We start from the raw sequence: 25,904 nt of genomic DNA, 5'->3' as shown, positions 1-25,904 counted from the left end.
TGTATAGAAATGAGTTTTTGGGAATTACTCAAAATTGAGTTTATGAAAGTCAAACGAGGAAAAATTGTACCTTTGATTTTTATTGCCCCGCTGCTCGTGGTTGTTTCCGGCGTGGCAAATCTACACAGTTACTTTACCCCGGAATATACGAACGCATGGGCTGCTATGTTCATTCAAAGTGCATTAGTCTATTCCTACTATCTGCTTCCGTTCAGCATGATTGTAGTCTGTGTAATGATTGCCGGACGGGAAACAGGAAATAACGGGATATTAAAGATGTTAGCCTTACCTGTTAGCCGATATGCACTTTCAGCCGCAAAGTTTTGTATACTGTTGTTTTATCTACTCTTGGAAATGATTGTATTTCTTGTTGTATTCATTATAGCCGGATTGATTGCAACGAGCAGTACTGGAATTACAGAAACCTTACCTATCGTGTATCTGCTGAAATGGTGCGCGGGATTATTTCTTACCATGCTCCCCAGTGTAGCGGCGATGTGGGCAATCACTATACTTTTTGACAAGCCGCTGCTATCTGTCGGCTTAAACCTATTCCTTGTTATTCCGGGTGTATTAGTGGCAAATACCCCGCTTTGGATAGTATATCCCTATTGTTATAGCGGTTATTTGGTTTCTTGCTCCTTACATGACTTCTCAACAACAGGAGGAAGTACCGGGTTTGAATTGTTCCCGTTTTTACCATGTGCCATTGTGATTTTTGCATTTATATTTGGTGTAGCGGTAACACGTTTTGGAAAAAAAGAAATGAGGTAGCATTATGGAAAAAAAGAAATTTCAAAAATTGAGTATAGCAGCGTTAATTATAAGCATTTTTCCACTTATGACCTTTATCCCAGTTTTGTTCCATATTACATTGACAGACGGGGTACGTTCTGTATGGGCGGGTATAAATATTGTTTCTGTTTTCACAGGATTGATACTTTCAATTATCTGCATTAAAAACAGTGATAGCCGGAGTGCAATAAACATTATTTCAACTATCATCAGTAGTTTCTGGGTATTACTAATGGGCGGTATCATTGCTCTTGCTTTATTCATTAGCATTGTTCAGTAAAAAATCATCAAGTTACATTAACTTAAATAAAAAGTCAATCTGCCGGACGACGGTAAAGAAAAAAAGCCGTCGCAACGCAGACAGTTTTCACGCGCCTATTACAAATTCGGCGGCTTTGATTTTCAGAGCCGCCGTTTCTTTTTGTCTGTACGACGACCCTTAACCATGCAGACATGGCGGCTTTAGGAGGTAGCCGCCATGAGTTATAAACCACATCGACAAATTCTTACATTCTTTGGCTTATCAAAAAAAGCCCGACCGCCACCGGGGATATTTCTACCCTTAGATATGAACTATCAAATCATCTAAATACTTTTTATTATTCCTATGCGTCTGTCTGCACTTTGCAGGCAGGCGCATTTCGCATTTTACAGAAGATTTTTCAAAAACTTTGCCCTCTTTTTGGCAAAACAAAAAGTCGCCTGTATTATCCCGCGAAAAGGGGAGGTACTACCGCCTTTCGGCAGAAAGGAGGTGAACACCATGACACCTAATCGCAGGGAATTTGAAAAGCAATGTGCGTTTCAAAAGTTCTGTAAATCAGTGCTGCACAATGAAGCGTGCAACGCCCATGAAGAAATTCGTCGGCGCAGAGTTCGGGAAGTTGCTTTTTCTGACCTTGCCTTGCATGAGGAGCGGCAACTTTATACCGTCGATAAGTATTTTCAAGACGAAGAAGTAGAGCCGTCTTATCAAATGGCAGGAAAAGAAATAACCCCAAAACTGTTGCTTGAAGCTATCCGGGCTTTACCCGAAGAACGGCGCAAAATTGTACTGCTGTATTACTTTGAGGGATTAACTGATATAGAAATCGGAAAGCAGCTCAATATCTCAAGAAGTACGGTACAGTATCGCCGGACAAGCTCCTTTGAGCAGTTAAAAAAATATTTGGAGGAAAACGCTGATGAATGGATTGAATGGTAATCAAAACGACTACCCGGAAAATGCCCTTGTTCCCTATCCCGTTATTTTGGCAGCGAGCAAAGGCGACCCGGACGCAATGAAGATTGTATTGCAACATTTCAGCGGCTACATAGCAAGTCTTTCCATGCGGAAGCTCTATGATGAGCGAGAAAATGTTTATTTTGGAGTAGACGAAGAAATACGCGAAAGGTTGCAAGCAAAACTAATGAGGGCAATCCTCACATTTAGGGCTGAATAAACCAACGCGGTATTGGAACGCTTCCCCCTTTTCCGTTCCATATCGCAGGACAGCCCTCTGCTCTTTGACAAAGAAAGCGGCGCAATAGAACGGCGACGCAGTATAAGGCAAATCGGATACGTTCCTTTTGTGCCGAGCCATGCGGTGGGTACGCCATGACCTTTTTCTTAACCGAAAAGCGAGCGAGAAATACCACACCGTAAAGCAGGGATAGCACCCTGCGGGCGATAACGCACAAAATACATAATGATACTTCCTTACAGCCATAGTCCGAGCGTTAGAAGCGTCGCAGGCAATGGGTAGGGCTTCGGCAGACCGCCGGAGGGGTGCAAGTCCCATGAGGTTACGCTAATAGCCGTCCGATTAAAGCCTATGTTACAGATTGATTTTTGACCCATTAAGAAAGGGGGACGACAAATTGAACAATAACGACGTGCCGATTTGGGAAAAGTACACGCTTACCATAGAAGAAGCAGCAAAATATTTTCGTATCGGAGAAAGCAAGCTGCGGAAACTGGCAGAAGAAAATCCCGTCCCGGACTGGGTAATGATGAACGGAAACCGTATTCAGATTAAGCGGAAGCAATTTGAAAAAATGATTGATACGGTGGACGCAATCTGATAGTGAAATCGAGCCTTGAATGTGGTACAATATAGTCAAGCATATCAAGGCTCTTTCCATTATGGAAAGGAGCATAACGATGTCGGAAAAAAGACGGGATAATAAAAATCGTATTCTCCGCACCGGAGAGAGTCAGAGAAAAGACGGGAGATATGCCTACAAATATATAGATACCTTTGGAAAACCGCAGTTTGTTTATTCTTGGAAGTTAGTGCCTACGGACAAAACCCCGGCAGGAAAGCGCGACGATATAGCGTTGAGGGAAAAAGAGAAAGAAATCCAAAAAGACCTTGACGACGGTATCGACCATATCGGAAAGAAAATGACTGTCTGCCAACTCTACGCAAAGCAGATACGCCACCGGGCAAATGTGCGGCATGGTACAAAGCAGGGGCGAAAACAGCTCATGCGGATTTTGCAGGAGGATAAACTTGGAGCCTGCCGGATTGAAAATGTGAAGCTCTCCGACGCAAAGGAATGGGCGTTACGCATGAAAGAAAAAGGTTACGGCTTCAAGACTATCAACAACCACAAGCGTTCCTTAAAGGCTGCCTTTTACACAGCCATACAGGACGATTGTATTCGTAAAAATCCATTTGACTTCCAGTTGAACACAGTCCTTGAAGATGATACGGAACCAAAGGAACCTCTATCCCCTACGCAGGAAGCGGCTTTTCTGTCCTTTGTGCAGCATGATAAAGTCTATCAGAAATACTACGACGAGATTATCATACTGTTAGGGACAGGGCTTCGCATTTCGGAACTCTGCGGACTGACGGAAGCTGACATTGACTTAGACAAACAGCTTATCAATGTAGACCACCAACTTTTGAAGATTGCAGACGTGGGCTACTATGTGGAAACGCCTAAGACAAAAAGCGGCAACCGGATTATTCCTATGAGTGAAAAAGTGTTGGAAGCATTTCAACGGGTGCTGAACAAACGGAAATATGCACAGCCTGTTATTTTGGAGGGCTACACAAAGTTTCTGTTCCTTAATCGGAACGGCTTGCCAAAAGTGGCAGTCAACTATGAAAGTATGTTCCGGGGGCTTGTAAGGAAATACAACAAAATGCAAAAGGTAGCATTGCCAAAGGTAATGACACCGCACACCTTACGCCACACATTCTGCACCACGTTAGCAAATGCGGGAATGAACCCTAAAGCATTGCAGTACATCATGGGACATTCCAACATCAATATGACGCTGAACTATTACGCGCATACGACTTCCGAAACGTCGATAACAGAAATGAAGCGGTTGATTGCATAAGTAGTAAACGGAGAATTTACTACTCCACATACTACTTTTGAACACAAAAACATACGGGGATATAAAAAGATTTGAGAGTATCTTCCACAATGAAAAATGCCGGAAAAGCCTGTAACAATAGGCTATACCGGCATATAAGAACTTTTGAAAAGATAGTCAAAAATTACTTTGTGATTTCTATTAAATCTATTGACATTTGCGGGATTTTCCTCCTATAATAAGAATTGTAACCAAGGATGATTTTGCAAGAAAAGGACGTGAATATATATGACTAAAAATTACACAAAACCAATCGTTACAATTGATTCTGGTATGGCAGAAGGTGTTTATGCGGCAAGTGGATGTTATACTGCATCTGCATATATTCACCAGACTCCAGAAAACGGACGTGGCGATTACCGTATTCAGGTAAATGGAAAGCATAATGCTGATCATACCAAGGAAGCCCAGGTTCTGACTATCAGTTTCAACCAGAATGTTACTTATGTTTCTGGCGGCGCAGGACTTATTTCCGGTAACGAAACCACTACACTGAAAGTAAAACTGGCTTATCATCAGAATCCAACCGATAATATCGGTTTCGGTGACTTGGTTGTTACTTCCGATGCAGGTCTTGCAATTACTAGAGTAAGCATTACCGATTAATGGATCACTTCCCGTATTCTAAAAAATGGAATGCCTTTTGGCATTCCATTTTTTATTCGCTTGTAACCTGTTTTTACAAATTCGGCTCCAAATTTTGCAGGTACTTTCAATTCTGCAACTTTCTTCAATTTTAGAAATCCTTCTCCATCTCCAAAATTTCTTTCTCGCCCAGCTCCTCACACTTCTTTCCTCGAATCGCATACACTCTCGTACAGATTCCAAGCACCGTCGGCCGGTGTGTCGTTACAATGCAGGTTCGCGGATACGTATCTGTCATAATATTTTTCAGCACTTTCCGTTCCGTCGCCACATCGAGCGCCGAAGTTGCTTCATCCAGCAGCAAAATCGGAGATTTTCGAAGCATTGCACGCGCAATCGAAAGCCGCTGTGCCTGTCCTTCTGAGAATCCGCCGCCGCGTTCTTTCACCATACTTTCAATACCATCCGGCAGTTTCTCCACAAATTCCCATGCACATGCCAGTTTCAACGCCTCCACGATCTCTTCATCTGTGGCTTCCGGTTTCACATTTCGCATATTTTCTGCAATTGTTCCTGAAAACATCGTATTCCCCTGTGGCACATAAGAAAACAATTTCCTTGTGGACGGCGACAGTGCAATCCGTTGTTCTCTGTCTTCCCCTGCACCAATCCATGCTTCTCCCCCCTGGGCACGCAGCAAGGATAAGATCAGCCGCAGCATCGTTGTCTTTCCCTCGCCGGACGGGCCGACGAGTGCAATAATTTCATGCGGCCACGCTTCCAGTGATGCTTTCGAAAACACTTCTGTTCCCGTATGGTAGGTATAGCTCAAGTCCTCCATAGCAAGCCCGATGCCGCTTGCCCGGTATTTTTCTGCAAACTGCTCCACTTCCCGATCCGCACTGTAGTCCTCCTGCGGCATCTCCACAATATCCATCAGACGGCCGGCTGAGATGCCAAGAGAAATCGCCGATGGCACAAGGCTGACCAGCGAATTGACGGAACCCGTCAGTGTACCGGACAGAGACAGAAACATGGTCATGGTTCCGTAAGAAATTGCCCCGCTCCAGACACGGTAAATTCCCCATCCGTAGCAGCTGTAAGATACAAGATAGCTGATTAACGTCATCAGAAGCGAGGTTGCAATCGACATTTTCTGGAAATCCAGGCGCATTTTGATGTATTCCTGCTGCAGATTTTTCAGGCGATCGACATAAAAGCGGATCATATCGAATGCCTTGATTGTCTGAATATTGGAAAATGCTTCCTGATTAAATCCGTAAAGTTTCGCACTCATCTGTGCGCTCCGCTGGTTATTGTTCGTCATCCGGCGCAGCAGCGGGCGGGACAGAAGCGCACTGAACGGGATGCCAAGCAATGCAAAAATGGCAAAGGTGGGATCATAATGTACCACAATCGCCAATGCACTGATAAATTTCACAGTATAGATCACAAGATTCGGCAGCCAGTTCAGGATACCACTGGAAATATTTGAAGCATCAGAACTCCACCGTGTTACCAGATCTCCGGTATGATACGCTGTCAGCGATTCCCAGTCCGTGACCAGAATCTTGGCAAAAATATCATTCTGGATTTCGCGGTCTACCTTCAGGTTAATCATCGTAGATGCATACGCAGATGCCTGCGAAATCAGGGTATTTCCAAAAGAAAAGCCGATCATCAGTGCGAAGGTCTGCAAAAGTTTTCCTGTCTGGTGCCCGGTGATAATATCAACCAGATCTTTCGATATCACACTGGACGCAAGAGAAACACCGGTTCCGAAAACACCAAGTGCGGTATAGAAAATCATGGCTTTCCAGTATCGTCTGGCATACTGTGCAATCCACAGAAATTCTTTCCACATCTTCTGAAGCATTTCCGCCTGGAGGCATTTTTTTATTTTTGTCCACAAGTTTCTCATTTTAAAGCCTCCTGCGCAAGTTCATCCTCCGTGATTCTGTGATGCATCACTTCTGCCGCTGTATCATTTTTCGTACAGCGCAGGAAGTAAACCGGCTTTTCATTTGCAATTTCTTCCGCAAAAGCAAGATTCTTTTTCATCAGCCCTGCCGTCCAGGGCGGCGAGATCATCCGCTGCATCACACGGAGTGTTTTCTGCTCTTTCGTCAGGGAAACGATTTTATCCTCCGGCGCTTTTTCCAGCAGCACAATCCCTCCCAGCTCTTTCTTTTCGACTGTGAAAATTTCTGATGTGCCGCACCACGGGATTCCGTATACTACAAACTGATCGCCCTCTTTTCCTATGAGGTTCAGATCTCCGTTCAGAAACGGCGTGTCAAACAGTTTTTTCCAAAGTGCCGTATGAGTCGATTTTCCCATTCCCGACGGACCGGAAAACAGCCATGCTTTTTCCAGATAAAGAAGAGATGCGGAATGCAGCACAAACATGCCTTTTTTCTGTGCCAGGAACAGAAATACCGGCCGGATCGCCAGAAAGAGGGAATCCTGCTCTTCTTCTGTCATAGGCAGACGGTAATAAATACAGGCGAAGCTTCCATCCGCTTTCATCCAGATTTCATAGATATTTTTAAGAGCCGGGAACCAGAGGACATAGCCTTCTTCCCACGCGCAGACTGTCAGATCTTTATTCCGGATCAGAATGTTTCCATTCTGGTGGCTTTCCGGTACATGCTCGATCAATTCTAACGTGAGATCCGCCGCATCCTGCCTATTTTCTGTTTTTATCACCGTTTCTTCCACTTCTTTTTCTCCTGTTTTTTTCGCTGCCTCTCCTTCTGTTTTCTCTGTTGCTTCTTCCTTTCCTCTTTTCTTCTCAAAAGAAGCAAACTGTTTTGGAATGCAGCCCTCTTTTCCATAAACAGCAATGGAAATTCCTGCGATCTTCAATTCTCCGGCGCAAGTTCCATCCGGAGAACCAAGTTCCCGTCGTACCGCACCAAAGGCAAGAAGCTCCTGCACAAAAGCCTGAATATCTTTTTTCAGTTCCTCCTGCTCTTCTTCCGGCACTTCATAACAGCGAATCATTTTCTGCTGAAGTTCTTCCATTGTTTTTGGTGTTTCCAGCGCTTCCCAGAGAATCCGTGCGGTCTCATTCAGCTCCATTCCTCGCTGCTGGTCTGCTATTTTCTGCCCATAAGGCAGAAGATAATGTGTGTTCCCGATTTTCTGCAGTAAATATCCTTCCTGCCTTCTGATTCTCATAATCTGATTTCCCTTCCTGTGTTTGTTTTCTTATATTTGCTGTCTTTCGTTTTGTATGTAAAGTTATGCTTTTTCTGCTCATCATCCTTTTTATTTTCAGGGTAAGCTGTTATAATAAAATTCAGGTAACTATTCAGAGCCACTCGTCAAAATGCCACGCATTTCGTCGGTTCGGCGTATCCGCCAAATGGAGTTTTTTATGTACACTTACGATATTGAACAACTTTTAAAAAACGGTTCTGCCGTCAAACTGAAACCGCAGGGCTACAGTATGTATCCTCTTTTTCTTCCGGGCCGGGACGAAGCTGTCATTGAACACTGTGTTCCTTCCGAACTTCATCGCGGCGATGTAATTCTGTATCGCCGTGTGCAGGGAATCCTTGTTCTGCACCGCATCTGCCGAATTACCAGGGATGGCTTCTATCTGGTCGGGGACAATCAGACCGAAGTGGAAGGACCTCTTTCCCCGGAGCAGATTCATGGAAAACTGACTGGTGTCGTACGCAATGGAAAATCGTTTTCTGTTTCGTATCCAATTTATCGGATGCTTTCTTCCATCTGGCTCTTTTTACGCCCTGTCCGCCCGTTTTTCTGGTCGGTAACGGCTTTTTTCCGCAGGTTTTTTCAGAAGCACTGATTTTTTCATTGTCCTCTCCGAATTTTTTTCAAAATGCACAGAGAAATTTCTATTGCATCAGGCTTTTCGCATTCCCTTCACCATGGTTACAATGCTCTGAAGTCTCCAGCCTCTTCCAAAGATCACCAGATCCAGCAGCAGCGGAATCGCAATACACAGGAGAAAGCAGACGCAGAACAGAAGCATACCGCCTGCTCCGTATATCAGTGGTACGATTTTCTGCATCAGCAGAACTTCGCCCGCTATGACTGCCAGATACTCTCCGATATCCTGCGCATACCGCAGCGCCTCTCCCGGCATCTCGAGGAAATCCCGGAAATAAATGATATACCGATACAAGATCTGCAGCAGATAAGACAGTAAGGTTCCAAGCAGAACGCCTGCCATCCCATACGGTTTTACAAGTGCCAGTGACACGATCAGATTAAGAAGTGCGGAGGATGCTCCGACATTTTTCTCTTTTTCAAACAGTCCCGTCACGCCCATCACAAGGCTGAGCGGCAATCCCATAATTCGAACCAGCAATACTACAATACAAAAAACAGTAATTCCCCAGCCAAGTTCGTAGGAAGGACCAAGCCAGATATCACGGACAAATGGTGTAATCAGAGAAAACAGGCCAACCGATACAACCGACGCAATGCAGAAAAAGCCAAAGGTCAATTGCCGCAGAATCTCATAATTTCTCTGACGATTTTTTTCTGTAAAATAATCTCCGACCGTCGGCTGGATCGTATTCGCAAGGATCGTGAGAATATTGCTGATCGCCTGCGTAATCATACAGTAATTTGCATATCGTCCTACCGTACCGACCCCGATAAAACCGGAAATAATCAGGTTGTCCGTGCAATACAGCATTTTTTCTGAAATTCTGGAAATAAACAGGCTTTTCAGATCTCTTACAATTCTTTTCGTCAGAGACGATGTGCTCTTTTCTTTTCTCCGCTGGCGCAAAAACGGATATTTCTGCTCCACATACCAGCTGATCCAGATATTCAGCACGACTTCCGTTACGGTTCCAATACCAAGCGCCAGCAGATAATTCTGTTCCCATGTAACCAGCAGAATAATCGCCAGATAGCTGACCACATTTAAAATCAGTCCGGTGATGCTTGCAATGTATTCTTTCTGATCCGCAATCAGCAACGACTTCCGGTACGTTAAAAGATAAGAAAGAACGGTTCGAACCAGCCACATCGCATACAGAACGCGGATATAGGATAACGAATAACTGTTATTTTTCATAAAAAGGTGGATGAACGGCAGAACCGCCATTCCCGCCGCAAATACAAGAACAGCAAAGACGTGATATGCCTTTCGGTAAAGATTCATCAGCGATGCAATCTCTGCCTCATCCTTTCTTGCAAGCGCGCCATACAAATGGTAAACGATTGCCGTGGATATGCCAAGCTCCGTCACGGAAAGGATATTGATGACATTGGAAATAACACCATTCATTCCAACCAGCTCCGCGCCCATGTACAGGTTCATGGCACGCTGGCTGAAAAAGCCGAGGATCAGAAGCGCAAACTGTGAAAGCATACTGAAAAAACTGTTTCGGAATAAATTTCTAATGCGCATAAGTTCCTCCTTCTTCTCGTTTTTATAACATGCTACGCGGGTAAACAGTTCCGTAATTTTACATCACTCTTATTTTCCACTGTTTTCATGGATTTTGTAACATTAAAATGGTATCATATATCTAATACCTGCTATCGTTGCTGCCGTTTCCAGATACCTGTGAATGGCAGTATCCCTTTTGGAAAGGCTTTCCTTTATGAAAACAAATAGAAAAAAATCATTTTCTTATCTTCTGTTTTTTCTTCTGCTTCTGGTATTCCTTGCACTGTTCGCATTTCTTGGTATCCGTTCTTTTTATCGTGCGAATTACATGCCGGAACCATGCACAGAATCCGCAGACGAGTTATCCAATCCATACATTGGATTTTATCACATGTATGGCTATGTTCTTGGAAGCGATTCGCTCTCGAATCTTCCTGCCGCCTCTGATTCCGACGCCAAAAACAGGCAGGGAATTGTCATGCTGGAAGTGAATCTGCAGAATTTTTCAAACGAAGATCTCTCCGATTCAGCTCTTTCCCAGCTTGATACCATTCTCTCTGCCTGGCAGAGACATGGCAGTCAGGTGATCTTACGTTTTCTCTACGACTGGGATGGAAAAGCAATGGAAACAGAGCCGCAAAGTCTGGAGCAAATTCTGCGTCACATGGACCAGACAGCTGAAGTTGTAAATCGCTACACGGACTGTGTTTTTCTGATGCAGGGCATTTTTGTCGGAAACTGCGGGGAAATGAACAATTCTCACTACATGTCCGATGAGGACTGTACTACCCTGATGCACCATCTGGCAGAGGTAACGGATCCTTCGGTTTTTCTGTCTGTCCGCACACCGGTACAGAGGCGGAAAATTCTGGATTCCTCCGAACGGCCGACAAAGGAAACAGCTTTTGATGGTTCGCTTTCCTCCCGGCTTGGACTGTTTAACGATGGTATGCTCGGAACGGCCAACGATACCGGCACTTATGGTGATACCGCTGCCTCCGCAGACACTTACCGTTCCGCCTGGGTTCGTGAGGATGAGCTTTCCTTCCAGAATGAACTCTGCAATTTCGTCCCAAACGGCGGCGAGGTCACTCTGGATAACCCATTGAATGATCTCGCACATGCCATTCAGGATTTATCGCGCATGCATGTCTCCTATCTGAATTCGGAACACGATCCCGCGGTTCTGGATAAATGGAAAGCAGCTGCTTACAAAGACAAAGCTTCCGTTTTTAACGGATTGTCCGGCTATGATTATATCGAGCGTCATCTGGGATACCGCTATGTCATCCAGGACACTGCTTTGGATTCGTCTGATTTTCAGATACGGCTGGAAAATGTTGGTTTTTCTGTCTGCTATCGAAAACTGGATTTACAGCTCACCCTGGTTTCTTCCGATGGTGAGGTTTTCTCATTTCCCATCTCTTCGGATTCCAGATTCTGGATACCGGGGACTACTGCAGAGCTCTCTATTTCTCTCCCGCTTGCGAGACTCACCAAAGGCAGTTATACGGTATATTTCCAGATGACGGATCCTGTTCTGCAAAGGGAAATTTTGCCCGCAAACACATTTTCTCATGATACGCATGGATTTTCGATTGGTACGCTCGAAATCAGCAAATTATATTAAAACAATCGGGTCAATTTTGAAAATTCCCAAAAAGGGGCGTCCCTGTTTTTCTCCCTGATTGGCAAATGAAATAGTTCTTCCATCCCGCCTGCGGTACAGCGCCAGATACAGTTTCTGTTCTTCTGGTTCTGCTAATTCCGCAGGCAGTTTTATTTTCTGGCAAAGAGTGGTTTTTTCTCCGCTCTTCCAGAGTCTCGCATCTGTTGCAATCTGTATTTTTTTCTGAAGTGTTCCGTTTCTTTCCAGCTCCAGATAACAGTCTGCCTCTTCGGTCAGTTCTGCAAATCCTTTGTTTTCCAGTGTAATCTGAAGTTCTTCCCTTTCCGAAACAAACTCCACACCTTCCACAACAAACCGATAGCCGAGACGTTTTCCAATTGCCTCCAGGCCGCTTTCGTCCTCGACCGTTTCTGCTTTCCATTGTTCCAGCCGTCGTAAATCATACGTACTGTTCAGATAGGAAATATGCATTCTTTCGAGATCCGCCATTGCTTTTGGGGCCGAGACGAAAGGAGCCGGTTCTGCCCCACTTCCCCATATGGCCTCTCCGCCGCAAAATTTTCCGCACATTTCGTTTTTCTGCCATTCCAGTTCTTCTTCCCGGCTGCAGATTTTCTGTCCCGGTGTTTCCGGTGACAGTGTGCCATACGTTCCAAGATCCGTTTCCGATCCGAATATCCCATCGTTAAACAGAGTCAGTTTTTTCTTTTCCTGCTCCGTCCATCCCAAAGTCAGTTCCCGCCACTGCGCCGGTTTCCGCACTGCAACCGGGCAGGCGCCGTCCACTGCTTTTATCATGGTATCGGTCAGGGTTCGAAAGGCATCCGGGGTCAGATAACGGGAACCGTGCATTTCGCCCCAGTTCCCGATCAGAATTCCCTGTACTGCAAAAATATCGTCCGCATATTCCCGAATGACTTCTCCGATCTGCTGCATATGTTCTTCCACCAGACGGATACTGCCCGGCTCTTTCTCCAGTCCTTTTCCCTCAAGATCATAGGAAAACCGCAGGATCATTCCTTTTCTTTTCTCCCGAAAAAATGCCAGAATCCTTCGAATCCATTCCAGAGACGGTTCTGAAATCGGCTTGTCCCGGAATGCTCCGATATCAATTCTGAGAAGGACAAGTTCTTCCTCTTCACAGGCGATGTAGAGCGGTTCCCCGGTTTGCGCCGCGTTGAAAGTATATAAATGATACCAGCCACACCCGGGATTCTGTATCGCTTTCCTGCTTTCCTGAAGTATCGCTTTCTGGAAAAGCTCTTTTTTATCCTGTTTTCCCCGCAGTTCTGGAAATTCTTTCTTTTCTGCCCTGCCTTTAGCTTCTCTTCCCTTCTGCCAGCTCAGGATACTTTTTATCTTCTCTCTCCACATCAATCCGTCCTGCTCCTGCATCCATTTTCAATACCTTACACCGGAAAATCACAGCCAGGACACTGTAAAACATCCGCATCATATACCAGATTGGCTTCAAACCAGAATGCATGCTTTTCCCCGAAGTCCGAGCATGCATAACAGCTGGAATCTCCACAACTTTAAAATCAAGAAGCAGCATCTGAGTAATCATATTAGTATCCGGATATTTATCATCGAAATGATTATATTTGGAATAGTATAAAACAGCTTTCCGGCTTAAACCCTGCAGTCCGGTTGTCGGATCCGCAATTTTCCGTCCAGTTGCCAAATACAGCATTTTTCGAAACAGGACAAATGCCATTTTTTTTGCAAAGGAAACTTCAAACTCTGTACTCCCCTTCATGAAACGGGATCCAAGCACAATGTCCGGCGTTCTTCCATCATCATCTTTTTCCTTTAATCTCTGGTAAATTTTCGGGATATTGCACACATCGTGCTGCCCATCCGCATCCATCTGAATAACATAAGAATAGCCCCTTCGGATTGCATATTTATATCCAAGCTGCAGCCCACTGCCATATCCCAGATTAAAAACATGAGTAACCACCGCACAGCCATATTCCTTCGCCAGCCAGTTGGTATTGTCAGAAGAAGCATCGTTCATGACCAGCACATCAACAATATCTGCTATCTCCGGCTGCGCCAGCTGTTTCATGACCTTTTCTATATTTTTTTCCTCGTTGTATGCCGGAATAATCAGCAGTACCTCTTTTTGTCTCATATGTATGTCCGCCTCATTTCATTAGATTCAGCAGTTTCCAGATTTCCTCTGTCTGACCGTTCATTTTCTGTTTTGCCGCTGCTGCAAGCCGTTCCCGTTTCTTCGGATCATCCAGCAGTTCTTCTACTTTTTCGGCAATGCCTTCCGGTGTCAGCGTACAGAGAAGACCATCTTCCCCGTCCACAATCTGCTCTCTGTTTCCCGCACAGTCCGATGCAATCACAGCACAGCCAAGTGTCTGCGCTTCCTGGATGGCGATGCTTTTTCCTTCAAACCGTGTTGCATGAACGTAGAGATCACACTGTGCATAATAAGGAAACAGATTCTCTTTTGCACCCGGCAGCTGGAAATCTTCCTGCAGGCCAAGCTCTGCAATCTGCTTTTCGAGCGCATTTCTCTCGGATCCCTCTCCCAGTACATACCATCGCGCCTCATAGCCATCTTCGCGGATCTTTTTCATGGCCGGAATTGCGATGTCATATGCTTTCTGATAGGCCAGTCTTCCGACAGTTAAGATTCGAATTCCTGTATAGGAATCTGAAAAACCGCCCGGCAGCTGCGCCTCACGCGCAATCCGGTCTGTATCGAGAATATTGTGAAAAACCTGCACTTTCTTCTCATATTCCGGATAAAATTCCAGAAAATGACGGCGCGTCTCCTGCGAAACGGTAAAGATCTGATCCATCTTTTCGTAGCAGTCCCGATCCATTTCCCTTGTATAACCGGAATTGCCGTATGCAATATGGACAAAGGCAGCTTTTTTCTTAGCATTCACATGATCGGCAACGTAATAAGCAGAACCGCCTTCCAGGTAAGCAACCGCCAGATCGAAGGTTTCCGAAAATCGGTCTGCTCCATCCGAAATTACACGCCAGAGCAGCTTGTCCGGCTGAATGTTTCCAGTTTTTTTCATTCGGAAAAAATTTTGTATCACATATTGCATTTTCTTTATGGTGCGACCATGGCGGAAAAACGCCAGAAAAGATGTCTGTATCAGTTTTCTCCGCCCCGCACCGGACAGCACAGAAGCGGTACAGATTTTCTTATTTTTCACATGTACCCTCTGCGGTACCTGGGAAATCATTTCACCCTGCCCCAAAAGTACGTAAAGTGAAATTTCATATTCCTCCGCATCCAGGCGGCGCAAAAGTTCCAGCAGCGCTGTTTCCGCTCCCGCCCGGCCAAGGGTGTTGATCACAAACAAAATTTTCTTCATTCGTTCTTCCTTCTTCTATTCCCTTATAACTCTCTTGCATTTTTGCCCGTCAGTTTTTCCAGTTCTCTCAGAATTCTTTCATTCTCCTGGTTCAAAAGAGAAACCAGAATCGCCAGTTCCTGGTTTTTCATTAACAGGGAAGAGATCTGAATTGTCATCTGGTAAACGCCCCACAGAACCAGAAGCGCTGTGATCAGAAGAACAACGAGGCTCCCAAGCCCGATCCGGCTGCTCCATCCGGAAAATCTCGGAACCGCTCCGCTTAAGATTGCTGCAATTCCAAGCAGTTCCCAGGTAACTGCCAGGTTTACGGTCAGCTTCTTTTTCGCATGAAGCACGAAGGTAACGATCATAATTCCAATTCCCATCAAAATAACGCAAGCTTTTACAATTGCTGCTGTGCTCATTTACGCTTCCTCCTTCTGCTCTTGCTCTGCTTTTCTTTCATAAACCATACCGGATGGCCGTTTCCCCTTTCCCTGAGGAATCAGATTTCCACGGCAAAAGACATGTCTGTCCATGTTTTTTTCTACCCATCGCAGTCTCGCATATGCCACACTCCATCCTGCAAATGCTCCTGCTATGACCCCGGCGCCATACCAGATCACCGGTAAATGTGTTGCAATCAGACTGCCAATCCATGTCACCAGGCAAAACACGATCGCTGTCCAGATTGCCCCTGTCAGATCGTCAAAATAATACAGGAAGATAATTTCCGCATACATCAGAAACAGAATAAAATATCCAACCGCAAGTGACGGATAAATTTTCAGTGTCATACCGGAAAATCCCTCCCCTGGTAGCAGAATAACACAGATCAGATAAACCACAACAGAAATGATAAACTGTAACCGCGCCAGTGTCATCAGTTCACTGGAAAGCTGACGGAACATCCGTTTCTTCGCATTGTCAATATCGGCGCCTTTTCCGCCGATGACTGCCTCCGAGTACAGTTTATATTTTTCGTGAAAGTTCATCTCCACACGCGCAATAAAGATGATCGTTGCGGAAATGTTGGTAAACATGGCGAGACAGGATGCCATATCGTATGGCTGGTTACATACGAAACTTTTTGCAATCTCCATCCGCATATCCGTTGTCCAGAACACAAAATTGTGAATGTATAACCCAAGGATATACAAAAAGTTTGTAAAAATCAATTTCCAATATTTCCTAAAATACTGCAGTACCGGCCGGTAATGATTGCTATTTCGCACAAAATACCGGCGGATCAGCGCATTTTCCAGCGTTGCCGTCACAAAAAATCCGATCGTCAGAGAAAACAGCATACTCCATGTTGTCTCCCACTTCAGAATAAAGTGTAAAATCAGGGCAAGGACAAATGCCACCAGCATGCCGAAGAAAAAATACTGTGAAATCCGTTGATAATCTTTGCAAATAGAAAGATAAATCATCGAGTAAAAAACAAGCACCAGACTGATATAACCGCAAAAGCCACAGAATACATATGCGGTTGGTACCTTTCCCACAAAATGTTCCCAGAGACAGAACGGAATCCCCAACAGACAGCTGAGACCAATGTTCAGAAGCATACCAATATGATAGCAGGGTAAAATATCCTGATACCGCTCTTCGTAGATCACATCAGACATATAGCAGGACAGCACCGCATTAAACGGGGACGCCGTCAGAAGAGAAAAGATAAAGGTATAAAGAATCGTGCAGGAAAACAGCTCTCTTGTCACATATCCCACACTGGCAAAATCCAGCAGATATTCCATTAAAATCAGATTGATAATGATGACAAACATGGGCGCAACCGTCACTACGGTGCTGTAGAAAAATCCAACCAGATTTGTCGTAAGTGTATTTTTTTCAAAAATCCGATTCAGCCGAACTCCGATTCCTGCCATATCCTCTTCCTCCTTTTTTGTGCCTGCTCCGGTTTTACTTTTCCTTATCCGGCAGTTTTACCGATTCTTCCTTCCACTCCAGCCCCATCTGTTCTGCGAAATCCCGGTAAATCTCCCAGTATGTTTTCTGCATATATTCTACTCTATATTTCTCCATCACACGGCGATAGCCGGTCTCTCCCATTTCCAGGCGCATTTTTTCATTTGCCGCCATATCCAGCATCGCCTGCGCGATTTCTTCAATATTCATGATATGCGTGACAATTCCGGCCGCACCGAAATCATCACTTTCCCCGTAAATCAGTCCATAGCAGTTTCCGACATCCGTTGCAATCACCGGCTTATGCGCCGCATAGCTTTCCAGAATGGTCAGCGGCTGTCCCTCACTTATGCTGGTCAGAATGGTCACATCCATTCTTCCAAGATAATCGCGGATATTGATTCTTCCGGTAAAAACAACATCCGGGATTTCCATATCCGAGACAAGCTGGAAACACTCCTCGGCATATTCCCGGTCTTCTTCCCATGGTCCCATAATCCAGAGTTTCAGACGGTCATCTTTTTCTTTCGCAAAACCAAATGCCTGAATCATCGTTTTGACATCTTTAATCGGGGTCACACGCAGTACCGCACCGATGTTGATTTTTCCTTCATCTTCTTCCGTTTTCCCCGGAATATTCTGCAGATTTTCCACACGGATTCCGTTTGGCGTGACCATGGTTTTTTCGATCGGGCAGCCAAGTTCGATCTGCAGTTCCCGTGCATGTTCAAACAGTGATGTAATGAGCGTCCCTTCGTTGTACGCCAGCTTTGACATTTTTCGAAACTGATCGATCCAGATATTTTTATAGATTCCTTCTACCCATTTGGCTTTGATCAGTTCTTCTTCCCGCTCTCTGGTGTAAATTCCGTGCTCAGAAATCAGGAGACGGCTGCCGTAGAAGTGTTTTGCCATGGCACCAAGAACCCCCGCATAACCGGTTGCAACACAGTGGTACAAATCGGCACGCGGTATTTCCGTCTGCATGGTGAGAAACAGCGGCAGATAAATCGAACGCATCGTCCACAGGAAATCAGAAAAGACAATCTGACTGTATTTCAGATTATAGCAGTCTCTGACCGCATTCAGAAAATCCTCCCCCATCAGCAGCGCATTCAGGGAAACATTTTCTTTCTGGAAAAGGTCAAACAAAACATCCCACTCGATGTCCTGATCCAGAATCAGACTGCGCAGTGCCTGATACTGTTCTTTTTTCAGCCGTTTTCTGTGCAGTTTCTTGCTGCCGCTCCAGTCCACATCGTCAAGATAAAGTTCATAGACCGCAGACACATTTTTCGGCAATTCATAGGCATATTTTCCCCGCTGGGAACGATTTGCCGCAATTGCAAGAATCACAAATTCCGTTTCCGGAAACAGCTGGATCAGGCTGTGTACCCAGCTTGAAACACCTCCTACGACGAAAGGGTAGCATCCTTCCGCAACAATGCAGACTCTCATTCGTTTTTCGCCCCTTTCTCATAGTAATACCGTTGATCCGATGCTCCAAGCGTAATCCTTACCTCACTTTGCTCTGCGCGAATCAGCCACGCGGAATCTTCAAGTTTTTCTGCTGTTCCGCCTGTAACTTTTCTGACATCTTCATTGTGCGTGCGAAGAACATAATACGCTGTTTCATCGGTTCCTGTTGTCCTTAATGTGATGGCATTGTCTTCTCTGTCATCTTCATAACGGGAATTCAGAAATGTCCGGATTCTGGTGTCACATTCCGATACGGTCGTGCCGTCAAAACCGGAGAATAGCTTCCAGTACGTAGAAAGATTCGCCGCAAATTCCTTGCCGATATTTTCCCAGCGATCCTCTTCTGTTTTCGGATAAAGAATAGCATCCAAATCCAGCAGAACACTGGTATATCCAAGTGCAGATTCCACACTCTTTACTTTCATCCAGGAACGGTATGTAAATTGCTCCTCTTCTTCCGATATCACTTTCTGGCTTGTAACCTGATCGTTCTGATATCTTACAATATCCCCCTCGGTATCCTTGGCTTTTACAACCGTACGAATCTGTTCAAGAACAGGCTGCTGCAATGCTTTTTCCATTTCTTCATCCGTCTGTTCTCCAGCGTAAAAAGAAGAAAAAGCAAACGTATTCAATTTTTTTTGCATGAACTCCTGATCTTCCTGCAGTTTCTGTATCACATCCGTTTCTGACTCACAAGTACCGGAAAGCCCTGTTTCCCCTTTTTGCTCATTAATCAGTTTCACATAATAGTTCAGCATACTGCCATCTGGTTTTGTTGTACTGCTGTAATCAAGCTTCGGCGCCAGCATACAGGTCAGTCCGAGATGATTCTTTTCATAAACAGAAGCAAAAGAGGGCCAGATGATATCACGGTTAACAGCTGTTGCTGTGTTGCCGTAAATCTCCTGCATCTGTGCTGTATTTTCCTCTGTCAGAACCGGAAAATTAGCAGCAATCAGATTCTGTGCATTTACGACCGGGTAAATCAGATAATCTCTTGTCTCGTAAAGCATTCCGGTCAGGATTCCAAGTCCCGTTTCATCCTCCATATAATCTCCGTTTACTGCAAAAACATAGGCATTTCCCGTACTTTTTCGCCAGATTGCAACGGGATGTTCCTGCACTTTTAAGGTACTGTCTTCCGGAATACCTTTCATATAAGCTTTCGTACCACCTGCCAGTTTAAACCACGGAAAAGTCAGTTCAAGATCCTGCATCTTTTTCTCTTCCTGTTTCTTCGCCTCATAAATGTTTTCTCCGCCAAGCATCAGATTCGCATACAAATCCATTCCCTTCACCGTTACCTGATCTGCTGTAATTTTTTTGATGCCAAGCAATTCCATGAATTTCTGATTCTTTTTTATCACAGAAACATCAGGCAGATTTGCAAATACAAGATGAATCCCCTGTTCTGTACATTTTTGCAGTTCCACGGTATCCTTTACGGTTGTCCAGTCTATATTTTCCGAATTCACAATCACCATTTCCGGCAGCCTGGTATCTTTTTTCTCCATTGCTTTCTCATATTTTGTTATCGATGAATAGACTGCTGACTCATATTTCATATACCGGCACCATTCCTGAACAACGGTACCGATAGAGTCGCTCTTTTCTGCTCCGATATAAACAATGGTTCCCCTGCTGCCCTCTATGTTAATCTGATCGGAAGCATCCACTGCTCCAAATGCTCCGCTTCCATCCGCTAACGTTTCTTTATCCTTCGCATATGCATTTGTATCGTAATAGTTCAGCTTTTCTCTTGCCACATTCAATCCCTGGAATAAGAAAAGAACGATCGCCATAATGATTGTAATTGCTACAAAATTTCTACGCGAAACCATCTCTATTCTTCCTCGCTTCCTGCCTTTGGCGTTGGATTGTTATATCCGTAATCAATTGCAAAATTGTACGGACTGTTTACGTTCTGCTGTACACGATAACAAATAAAACTGTCTGTTTCATAATAGACTTCCATCTCGTCTGGATAAAGTTCTTTAAATTTCTGTGTCCAGTAATAAATATGGCACATCGTATACCACCGGTTTTCTGCAAAATACGGTTCAATTCCGCCTGCTGACGGAAGGGGTGCTTCTGCTCCCTCCACGGTTACTTCTTTGTGGTTGGTACTTCCCGCATAATCAATTGGAATTTTTTCCACAAAAAAATATACATTCTGTGTCGGCATAATGATCTCCGGATTTTTTTCCAGATCCTGCAGTTCACGCAGAAAAGTAATGGTCTCATAATGGTAGCCGTAAAACTCCGTCATTCGAAGTTCATCATCGGCAGAGCAGATGGTCCAGGTGAAATTCCTGTTTTCTTTTAAAATATTGGTAACGCAGGCAATCGCTCCATTATCTTCCAGAGCGTCTACAACAATCGGCTTTCTCAGAAGACCATTTGATATCACAGCAGAAACCGCTATGACTAAAGTAAGGATAGATGCAACATTGCTGACCCATCTTTTCTTCCACCATCGTATCAGGAGATGTACGATGGCATCTGCTCCCAGCGTCCATGAAAAACAAACCGAATAGCAAAGGAAAATGCTGCAGCGGTTTGGATCCATCAATGCCGGCAAATGCAGCAGGGATGCACATTGCAGACAGCACATACAGAGCAGATAAAAGGCAGTGGAAAAAATCACTCCCGCAAAATCAATCTCCCGTAAAAGCACCATCAAACTTCCAAGCGCAGCCAAAAGCACAATACTTCCCAGGGTAATTTCCACAATATATGGTTTTACATTCATCACATTTACGCGAATGCTGCTTCGAACTGCTGCAAATTTTTCTTTTAAACGTTCCTTTAATGGCTTCTGCTGCTCCTTCGCTTGTTCTGCCAGTTTCTCTTCAGCCGCTTTTTTCAGCGCCTCGACCTGTGATGCACTGACTGTTGAGCCGCCATCCCTGTTTTCTGTCCCCTCACTTTCCGAAATGGTGCTCAGCTCTGTATTTTCCACCAGAGAATCTGTCGCTTCCGTTTCATCATCCTTTCCTCCATTGATAACACTTAATCCCCAGTACAGGGATCCCTGCAGTCCTTTTCCCATCGCAACACCCGCCGCCATGGGCAGTACAGAAAGCAGCACACTCAGGATTCCCGTTGCCATAATTCTGCGGAAATACTTCCACCGGGCAAACCGGAAACAAAAGCCGACTGCAACGCCAATGCAAAACAGCCCGGCGATCATCGTGCTGTAAAAGTGGATCGTCAGCGTAAGCGAAAATCCAATGGCAAACTGGATCAGATACCAACGGCAGTTTTGATCCAGTTCTTTTTTTTCATTCTCTTCTGCCTTCTGCTCTTTTGCAAATTCCTGAAAAAAACGGATCGCCATGCAGACAGACGTCAGAATAAAGATCATACTGAATTCCTGCGGCAGCGCACCTTCAAATCTTGCATACGTATTCCGGTTAAAAATATCCATCACATAGAACAGCACGCCAAGATATGGAGTAAATCTTCCCTTGCACACCATTTTCAGCGCCACAACCATTGCCAGATATACAAAATATGTCTGCACTACGCCAAAGATCCGCAGCAAGACATACGTTTTGATCCCAAACACCATATGCAGATAATAAATCACGATGTGAAATCCATACGGGTACACACCTGCAACCCAGATGTTGTTCCGATCCAGCTCATTGATCCAGTAGTTGTGTACCGGGATATCACTGGCTTTATAACCGTAAGCTTCGATCATATTCGGCCCATAGACATACGTAATTGCCGCAATCGCGGCCCCCATCACAGCAAGCTCCAGCAGCACATTCAGCCATTGCTTTCTTTTTCCACGGAAAAACCGCCTGTAAATGGTCCCTCGCAGCTGCACAAGCGAAGTTTTCTTTCCACGTTCTCCACTCAGCAGACGCTCTACATTCTCCAGAACCCACTCGATCACACCTGGAATCTTACTTCTTCTTTTCCAGATCCACACCAGAAGAAACGGCCCCACGGTGCCTGCCGTCAGTGTCACACGATTGCTGATATGAAGAAACTGCAGCAGATATACCAGATAGATGATATAAAAATTTCCCGCAAAAAAATATCCGGTCAGCTGTTCCGCAGCAGAAAAACGGCGGAACCGCTTCCGGAGTACCAGCCATGGGAGGAACAAAGTTACAATGCCATATGCCGCGACAATTTCCAGAAACTGTAAAATTGTAAGCCATTTCATTGTCATAATCTCTGTTCCTCCTTTCTGCTTTTCTTTTTCTTCCTGCTTAACTGAAAATCCGGATCAGCTCCAGCGTCTCATTATCAATAATAATATCAGACTCTTTCAGTTCCTGCAAAACTTCGAAGAATTTCTCTTTTTCCCCCATTGTGAAATACAGTTTTAACCGGCAGGTATACGCTGCCAGCGCATTTCCGTGCTGCCGTGCCAGACGCATACACCACTTTTCGGTTTCCGGAATTTTTTTTAAATCCAGAAGTTTCAGGCACAGTCCCTCGTACCGGTCTGCCGTAATTCGTGCACCGTTTTTCTGGTACAGCGATTCGGCCGCTTCTTCCAGCATATTGACATACTTGGTCTGCTCCATTGTTGTAAAAATTTTCTGACTTAAAATTCGATTCATATAATCGATCAGCATTTCTTCACATTCTGTTTCCGTCTCTGTTTCCTGCTGCATCTGCGTGTACATTTTCTGCACATTGGACCGGAAATCGTTCAGCTCATCCCGCAATACCGAGGCCGCATAATGGGATGTCTCAGAATCTTCGCTGTTCAGTGCCATGGTAATGGATTCCAGGGATTTTTGCATATCTCCGCGGATCACATTCAGCATCAGCATACGCATATTCCGCTTGTCACTGACGGCAAGCGATTCTTCCAGCGGCGCCATGTTGCGCTCCCGCTCCTCGTCCGCTTTCAGATGTGTCTGCACACGTTCCTTGCTGAAAATAACATCTTCCAGATCGACCGCCTGGCGGAATACCGTCTTGTAAATCAGATAACTGCACAGAAAAAATGCCGGACCGACGACCGGGCAGAGAACCATGACGATAAAACGAATAAAAAATGCTCTCCGATTGTCGTACTGAATCTCCTCCCCCTGCTCTCTTTTCAGATCACACGCCGGAACATAAAGGAAAATTCCAACCAGCAGATACACAAGCGCAATCAGAGCATTCACGATCCACAGGATCACAAACGCCAGTGTTCCGTTTATGCTCATGCGGCCACCTCCCCATTTGCAATTGTACTCTCATATCCAGCTTCTGCAAAACGAGTAATAACACCCAGCGCATTCTTTTCCTCTGTATCCGAAAGCAATACATACAGGCCGCCATCCAGCATTCCGACGTAATCGGTCTGTCGCAGTTTCTTTCCGAGCACCTCTGCTGCTTCCAGATATTTTTCTTCTCCGCAGGTAATCTTTACCAGGGAACATTCTGTCAGTCCATTCCGCTTTGCCTCAAAAAACGCACTTACCAGCTGTGTAAATGCCTCTTTTTCCAAAATGCTGCTGTTGCCCAGATAACGGTGCTCCCGGAGTGCTTCCAGATAACGGTTTGCACGGACAACCGCATTCTGAATCAGATAGCTGATGACCGTCAGACGATTGGACTCGGCCAGGTTCATGCGGTCCCACGGAAGTCCCCACAGCATCAGAATGATCTGCATTTCATCCTCCGCATAAATGGCCTGCGCCATCAGCGGATAGCGCTCATCCATCGTCTTGTTGATGAATACGCGGCGTTCTTTCAGATCCGTATACATCGCTTCCATCTCCGGGTAGCGGATGGAATTTCCCAGCTTTCTGGCCGTCGGCGAAGTAAAGGAAAAGAGACGCGCATACGACTGGTTGGCAACGGTGTAAACCGCCACATCCTCCGTATTCATCAGCTTGGAAATCGTCTGTGCTGCATAGAAAAGCACCTCATAGGCACCGTATTGATCCAGTGACGATGTAATTTCATAAATTTTTCCAAGACTGTCCTTCTGGTTGACAAGCTGCAGTTCAAAAATCTGTTTCATCCGCACATTGCTGTCGTTGATCTCAGTCATATCGCCAAGCTGTCCGTGCAGATAGCTGATCTCCTCCTGATCGTCCTTTTTGATATGATGAATCTGGTCACGCATGTAACCGACTACCATGCCCAGGATAAAAAGCTGCGCCATCCAGATATACGTACTGTAATCCATCAGCACTTCCAGACCGCTCTGGTTATACATCTGGCGGAAACAGTAGCCAGCCGTCGCCAGAAGCGCTGAGAAGATCGCCTGCTGCTGTCCATACACAATCGCAAACAAAAGCACATACAAAAGATACGCATCCAGCTTTGCAAAATACTGGCTGCCGACCGCACGGTTATGAATCATAAAGAACGGGATAAAACAGATCAGGTTTTCCAGATACGGAGCCAGCATGCGGAAAATCCGCACCAGCAGTCTCCAGACCCGGTTGCCCCATCCGGCGCCCGTATCTTCTCTCTGTAAAAAGGAACTGCTGTATTTCTTCATATACTCTACAACAGCTTTTACGCCTTCTTCGTATGGGACAAAAATTTTTCCGTCAAATTCTTTCCTGTACCGTCTGCCATCCAGCACCAGGCGATAGCCCTCTCCGACGGTATCATCCCGAATCGTCGTTCCGTCTCCCGCATTCTGCTGAATCAGCTCTGCCAGTTTCATCTGACTGATGACCTCGCCGGAAGAAATGTGATACAGCGGATATTTCGGATGCTCTGCCATCATCACGCGGTACGCAAACTCCACCGCATCGCTCTGATAAATCATGGAAAAAACATTTCGGCTGTTTGCTGCAATCTGATTGGTTTTCAGCATTTCCAGCATCATCTGGAAACATGGGTTATTGTCGGCCTTTCCTTTCCGTGGAATATCATACATATGATCGAAGCGCAGAACCCGCGTGTCCATCTCTCTGGTGTCACGATAGCTTTTGCAGATATTTTCTCCCTGCAAAATCGCCATTGCCTGAAAGCTTTTGGACGATGCCGGTTCCGTTTCGTGGATATCGCTGCTGTAAGACCGGCCATAAACAACTTCGGAAGACAGGTACACAAAACGACCATTTTGTTTAAATGCATACGCCGAAAGAAGGTTCGTCAGATCTGCGGTGTAACGGACCGACTCTCTTCTGGCATCACTCCAGTCATAGTTGGTATCGTAAGCTCCGAGAAAAATAACAAGATCCGGGTTTACATTGGTAAAAATTTCCCGCACGCTCTCGCTGTCGTAGGGGAAATTATACCGTTCGAAGACGCGGCGGTACTTTCCTCTTCCATCCCGCTTTCCGGTCAGCAGATATGTCTTATGTCCGTCTTTTTCCATTTTGGTGATCAGAGCATCCATCAGTCTGCTCTCGCCGCCGACTAAAAATACTATCATACGCTACCTCGCCGTTTTCGTAG

23 protein-coding genes are annotated in these 25,904 nt (G+C 45.3%); 9 read left to right on the top strand and 14 right to left on the bottom strand.

Annotated elements, in window-relative coordinates:
- Positions 1-9: 9 nt before the first annotated feature.
- From I2G42_RS11775 to I2G42_RS11745, 7 genes are all read left to right on the top strand, one after another.
- Positions 10-774: an ABC transporter permease gene (locus tag I2G42_RS11775; protein ID WP_131780871.1), complete on the top strand. Its 765-nt coding sequence runs from the start codon at positions 10-12 to the stop codon at positions 772-774.
- Between the two features lie 4 nt (positions 775-778).
- A complete protein-coding gene (locus I2G42_RS11770; protein WP_131780872.1) occupies positions 779-1,075 on the top strand; it encodes a hypothetical protein in 297 nt (98 codons plus the stop codon).
- A 483-nt stretch (positions 1,076-1,558) separates the two neighbouring features.
- The gene (locus I2G42_RS11765; protein WP_131780873.1) at positions 1,559-1,999 is read left to right on the top strand and encodes an RNA polymerase sigma factor; all 441 of its coding nucleotides are present in this window, start codon (positions 1,559-1,561) and stop codon (positions 1,997-1,999) included.
- Complete coding sequence (locus I2G42_RS11760; protein ID WP_131780874.1) at positions 1,980-2,237, top strand: helix-turn-helix domain-containing protein; 258 nt, start codon at positions 1,980-1,982, stop codon at positions 2,235-2,237. Before I2G42_RS11765 ends, I2G42_RS11760 begins: the two co-directional genes overlap by 20 nt.
- Positions 2,238-2,655: 418 nt before the next feature.
- Positions 2,656-2,859: an excisionase gene (locus tag I2G42_RS11755; protein ID WP_009905235.1), complete on the top strand. Its 204-nt coding sequence runs from the start codon at positions 2,656-2,658 to the stop codon at positions 2,857-2,859.
- Between the two features lie 79 nt (positions 2,860-2,938).
- The gene (locus tag I2G42_RS11750; protein ID WP_131780875.1) at positions 2,939-4,132 is read left to right on the top strand and encodes a site-specific integrase; all 1,194 of its coding nucleotides are present in this window, start codon (positions 2,939-2,941) and stop codon (positions 4,130-4,132) included.
- A 267-nt stretch (positions 4,133-4,399) separates the two neighbouring features.
- The gene (locus I2G42_RS11745) at positions 4,400-4,777 is read left to right on the top strand and encodes a hypothetical protein (protein ID WP_243277179.1); all 378 of its coding nucleotides are present in this window, start codon (positions 4,400-4,402) and stop codon (positions 4,775-4,777) included.
- On the opposite strand, the gene I2G42_RS16585 is transcribed toward I2G42_RS11745, so the two are convergent.
- The 3 genes from I2G42_RS16585 to I2G42_RS11735 are packed head-to-tail and all read right to left on the bottom strand — an operon-like array spanning position 4,774 to position 7,939.
- Complete coding sequence (locus I2G42_RS16585; protein ID WP_256372496.1) at positions 4,774-4,905, bottom strand: hypothetical protein; 132 nt, start codon at positions 4,903-4,905, stop codon at positions 4,774-4,776. The two genes, I2G42_RS11745 and I2G42_RS16585, sit on opposite strands and share 4 nt — an antisense overlap.
- A 2-nt stretch (positions 4,906-4,907) precedes the next feature.
- Positions 4,908-6,677, bottom strand: a complete 1,770-nt coding sequence (locus tag I2G42_RS11740) for a peptidase domain-containing ABC transporter (protein ID WP_195531090.1) — start codon at positions 6,675-6,677, stop codon at positions 4,908-4,910.
- Entirely contained in the window at positions 6,674-7,939 is a 1,266-nt protein-coding gene (locus I2G42_RS11735; protein WP_178734458.1) for a PqqD family protein, read from the bottom strand. The genes I2G42_RS11740 and I2G42_RS11735 overlap by 4 nt, the downstream gene beginning before the upstream one ends.
- 199 nt (positions 7,940-8,138) lie before the next feature.
- Between I2G42_RS11735 and I2G42_RS11730 the strand changes: the two genes are divergently transcribed.
- Positions 8,139-8,576 (top strand): S24/S26 family peptidase, encoded by a 438-nt coding sequence (locus I2G42_RS11730; RefSeq protein ID WP_117813382.1) that lies wholly within the window; start codon positions 8,139-8,141, stop codon positions 8,574-8,576.
- Positions 8,577-8,633: 57 nt separating this feature from the next.
- Here I2G42_RS11730 and I2G42_RS11725 read toward each other — a convergent pair whose 3' ends face one another.
- Positions 8,634-10,157, bottom strand: a complete 1,524-nt coding sequence (locus I2G42_RS11725) for a lipopolysaccharide biosynthesis protein (protein ID WP_178734460.1) — start codon at positions 10,155-10,157, stop codon at positions 8,634-8,636.
- 196 nt (positions 10,158-10,353) lie between these two features.
- On the opposite strand from I2G42_RS11725, the gene I2G42_RS11720 reads away from it, so the two are divergent.
- Positions 10,354-11,769: a DUF4832 domain-containing protein gene (locus I2G42_RS11720; protein ID WP_158565045.1), complete on the top strand. Its 1,416-nt coding sequence runs from the start codon at positions 10,354-10,356 to the stop codon at positions 11,767-11,769.
- Here the strand turns inward: I2G42_RS11720 and I2G42_RS11715 are convergent.
- The 10 genes from I2G42_RS11715 to I2G42_RS11670 are packed head-to-tail and all read right to left on the bottom strand — an operon-like array spanning position 11,761 to position 25,881.
- On the bottom strand, positions 11,761-13,143 hold the full coding sequence (locus tag I2G42_RS11715; protein ID WP_055220888.1) for a DUF4832 domain-containing protein: 1,383 nt from the start codon (positions 13,141-13,143) through the stop codon (positions 11,761-11,763). The two genes, I2G42_RS11720 and I2G42_RS11715, sit on opposite strands and share 9 nt — an antisense overlap.
- The gene (locus I2G42_RS11710; protein ID WP_022461099.1) at positions 13,088-13,906 is read right to left on the bottom strand and encodes a glycosyltransferase family 2 protein; all 819 of its coding nucleotides are present in this window, start codon (positions 13,904-13,906) and stop codon (positions 13,088-13,090) included. The genes I2G42_RS11715 and I2G42_RS11710 overlap by 56 nt, the downstream gene beginning before the upstream one ends.
- A 13-nt stretch (positions 13,907-13,919) precedes the next feature.
- Positions 13,920-15,122 (bottom strand): glycosyltransferase, encoded by a 1,203-nt coding sequence (locus tag I2G42_RS11705; protein ID WP_022461100.1) that lies wholly within the window; start codon positions 15,120-15,122, stop codon positions 13,920-13,922.
- A gap of 23 nt (positions 15,123-15,145) precedes the next feature.
- Positions 15,146-15,529 carry a DUF2304 domain-containing protein gene (locus I2G42_RS11700; RefSeq protein WP_055220892.1) on the bottom strand — a complete coding sequence of 128 codons (384 nt, stop codon included), beginning with the start codon at positions 15,527-15,529 and terminating at the stop codon, positions 15,146-15,148.
- A complete protein-coding gene (gene pelG, locus I2G42_RS11695) occupies positions 15,530-16,996 on the bottom strand; it encodes an exopolysaccharide Pel transporter PelG (protein WP_195531089.1) in 1,467 nt (488 codons plus the stop codon).
- Positions 16,997-17,030: 34 nt separating this feature from the next.
- Positions 17,031-18,494 carry a GT4 family glycosyltransferase PelF gene (gene pelF / locus I2G42_RS11690; RefSeq protein WP_022461103.1) on the bottom strand — a complete coding sequence of 488 codons (1,464 nt, stop codon included), beginning with the start codon at positions 18,492-18,494 and terminating at the stop codon, positions 17,031-17,033.
- Positions 18,491-20,359: a DUF2194 domain-containing protein gene (locus I2G42_RS11685; protein WP_055220894.1), complete on the bottom strand. Its 1,869-nt coding sequence runs from the start codon at positions 20,357-20,359 to the stop codon at positions 18,491-18,493. Before I2G42_RS11685 ends, pelF begins: the two co-directional genes overlap by 4 nt.
- 2 nt (positions 20,360-20,361) lie before the next feature.
- On the bottom strand, positions 20,362-22,707 hold the full coding sequence (locus I2G42_RS11680; RefSeq protein ID WP_022461105.1) for a hypothetical protein: 2,346 nt from the start codon (positions 22,705-22,707) through the stop codon (positions 20,362-20,364).
- A gap of 40 nt (positions 22,708-22,747) precedes the next feature.
- A complete protein-coding gene (locus tag I2G42_RS11675; protein ID WP_022461106.1) occupies positions 22,748-23,704 on the bottom strand; it encodes a hypothetical protein in 957 nt (318 codons plus the stop codon).
- A complete protein-coding gene (locus I2G42_RS11670) occupies positions 23,701-25,881 on the bottom strand; it encodes an NAD-dependent epimerase/dehydratase family protein (protein ID WP_117813388.1) in 2,181 nt (726 codons plus the stop codon). The genes I2G42_RS11675 and I2G42_RS11670 overlap by 4 nt, the downstream gene beginning before the upstream one ends.
- Between the last annotated feature and the right edge of the window lie 23 nt (positions 25,882-25,904).

Source organism: Fusicatenibacter saccharivorans, from assembly GCF_015557635.1.
Classification (GTDB): domain Bacteria; phylum Bacillota; class Clostridia; order Lachnospirales; family Lachnospiraceae; genus Fusicatenibacter; species Fusicatenibacter saccharivorans.
This window is presented reverse-complemented; position numbering and strand designations above follow the sequence as displayed.

What these genes read in the sequence shown, in the direction of transcription:
- I2G42_RS11745 (WP_243277179.1), top strand. Translation starts at nt 4,400, where the DNA reads ATGACTAAAAATTACACAAAACCAATCGTTACAATTGATTCTGGTATG.
- I2G42_RS11765 (WP_131780873.1), top strand. Translation starts at nt 1,559, where the DNA reads ATGACACCTAATCGCAGGGAATTTGAAAAGCAATGTGCGTTTCAAAAG.
- I2G42_RS11720 (WP_158565045.1), top strand. Translation starts at nt 10,354, where the DNA reads ATGAAAACAAATAGAAAAAAATCATTTTCTTATCTTCTGTTTTTTCTT.
- I2G42_RS11770 (WP_131780872.1), top strand. Translation starts at nt 779, where the DNA reads ATGGAAAAAAAGAAATTTCAAAAATTGAGTATAGCAGCGTTAATTATA.
- I2G42_RS11730 (WP_117813382.1), top strand. Translation starts at nt 8,139, where the DNA reads ATGTACACTTACGATATTGAACAACTTTTAAAAAACGGTTCTGCCGTC.
- I2G42_RS11700 (WP_055220892.1), bottom strand. Translation starts at nt 15,529, where the DNA reads ATGAGCACAGCAGCAATTGTAAAAGCTTGCGTTATTTTGATGGGAATT.
- I2G42_RS11750 (WP_131780875.1), top strand. Translation starts at nt 2,939, where the DNA reads ATGTCGGAAAAAAGACGGGATAATAAAAATCGTATTCTCCGCACCGGA.
- pelF (WP_022461103.1), bottom strand. Translation starts at nt 18,494, where the DNA reads ATGAGAGTCTGCATTGTTGCGGAAGGATGCTACCCTTTCGTCGTAGGA.
- I2G42_RS11680 (WP_022461105.1), bottom strand. Translation starts at nt 22,707, where the DNA reads ATGACAATGAAATGGCTTACAATTTTACAGTTTCTGGAAATTGTCGCG.
- I2G42_RS11685 (WP_055220894.1), bottom strand. Translation starts at nt 20,359, where the DNA reads ATGGTTTCGCGTAGAAATTTTGTAGCAATTACAATCATTATGGCGATC.
- I2G42_RS11715 (WP_055220888.1), bottom strand. Translation starts at nt 13,143, where the DNA reads ATGTGGAGAGAGAAGATAAAAAGTATCCTGAGCTGGCAGAAGGGAAGA.
- I2G42_RS11675 (WP_022461106.1), bottom strand. Translation starts at nt 23,704, where the DNA reads ATGAGCATAAACGGAACACTGGCGTTTGTGATCCTGTGGATCGTGAAT.
- I2G42_RS11710 (WP_022461099.1), bottom strand. Translation starts at nt 13,906, where the DNA reads ATGAGACAAAAAGAGGTACTGCTGATTATTCCGGCATACAACGAGGAA.
- pelG (WP_195531089.1), bottom strand. Translation starts at nt 16,996, where the DNA reads ATGGCAGGAATCGGAGTTCGGCTGAATCGGATTTTTGAAAAAAATACA.
- I2G42_RS11740 (WP_195531090.1), bottom strand. Translation starts at nt 6,677, where the DNA reads ATGAGAAACTTGTGGACAAAAATAAAAAAATGCCTCCAGGCGGAAATG.
- I2G42_RS11725 (WP_178734460.1), bottom strand. Translation starts at nt 10,157, where the DNA reads ATGCGCATTAGAAATTTATTCCGAAACAGTTTTTTCAGTATGCTTTCA.
- I2G42_RS11670 (WP_117813388.1), bottom strand. Translation starts at nt 25,881, where the DNA reads ATGATAGTATTTTTAGTCGGCGGCGAGAGCAGACTGATGGATGCTCTG.
- I2G42_RS11760 (WP_131780874.1), top strand. Translation starts at nt 1,980, where the DNA reads ATGAATGGATTGAATGGTAATCAAAACGACTACCCGGAAAATGCCCTT.
- I2G42_RS11705 (WP_022461100.1), bottom strand. Translation starts at nt 15,122, where the DNA reads ATGAAGAAAATTTTGTTTGTGATCAACACCCTTGGCCGGGCGGGAGCG.
- I2G42_RS11775 (WP_131780871.1), top strand. Translation starts at nt 10, where the DNA reads ATGAGTTTTTGGGAATTACTCAAAATTGAGTTTATGAAAGTCAAACGA.
- I2G42_RS11735 (WP_178734458.1), bottom strand. Translation starts at nt 7,939, where the DNA reads ATGAGAATCAGAAGGCAGGAAGGATATTTACTGCAGAAAATCGGGAAC.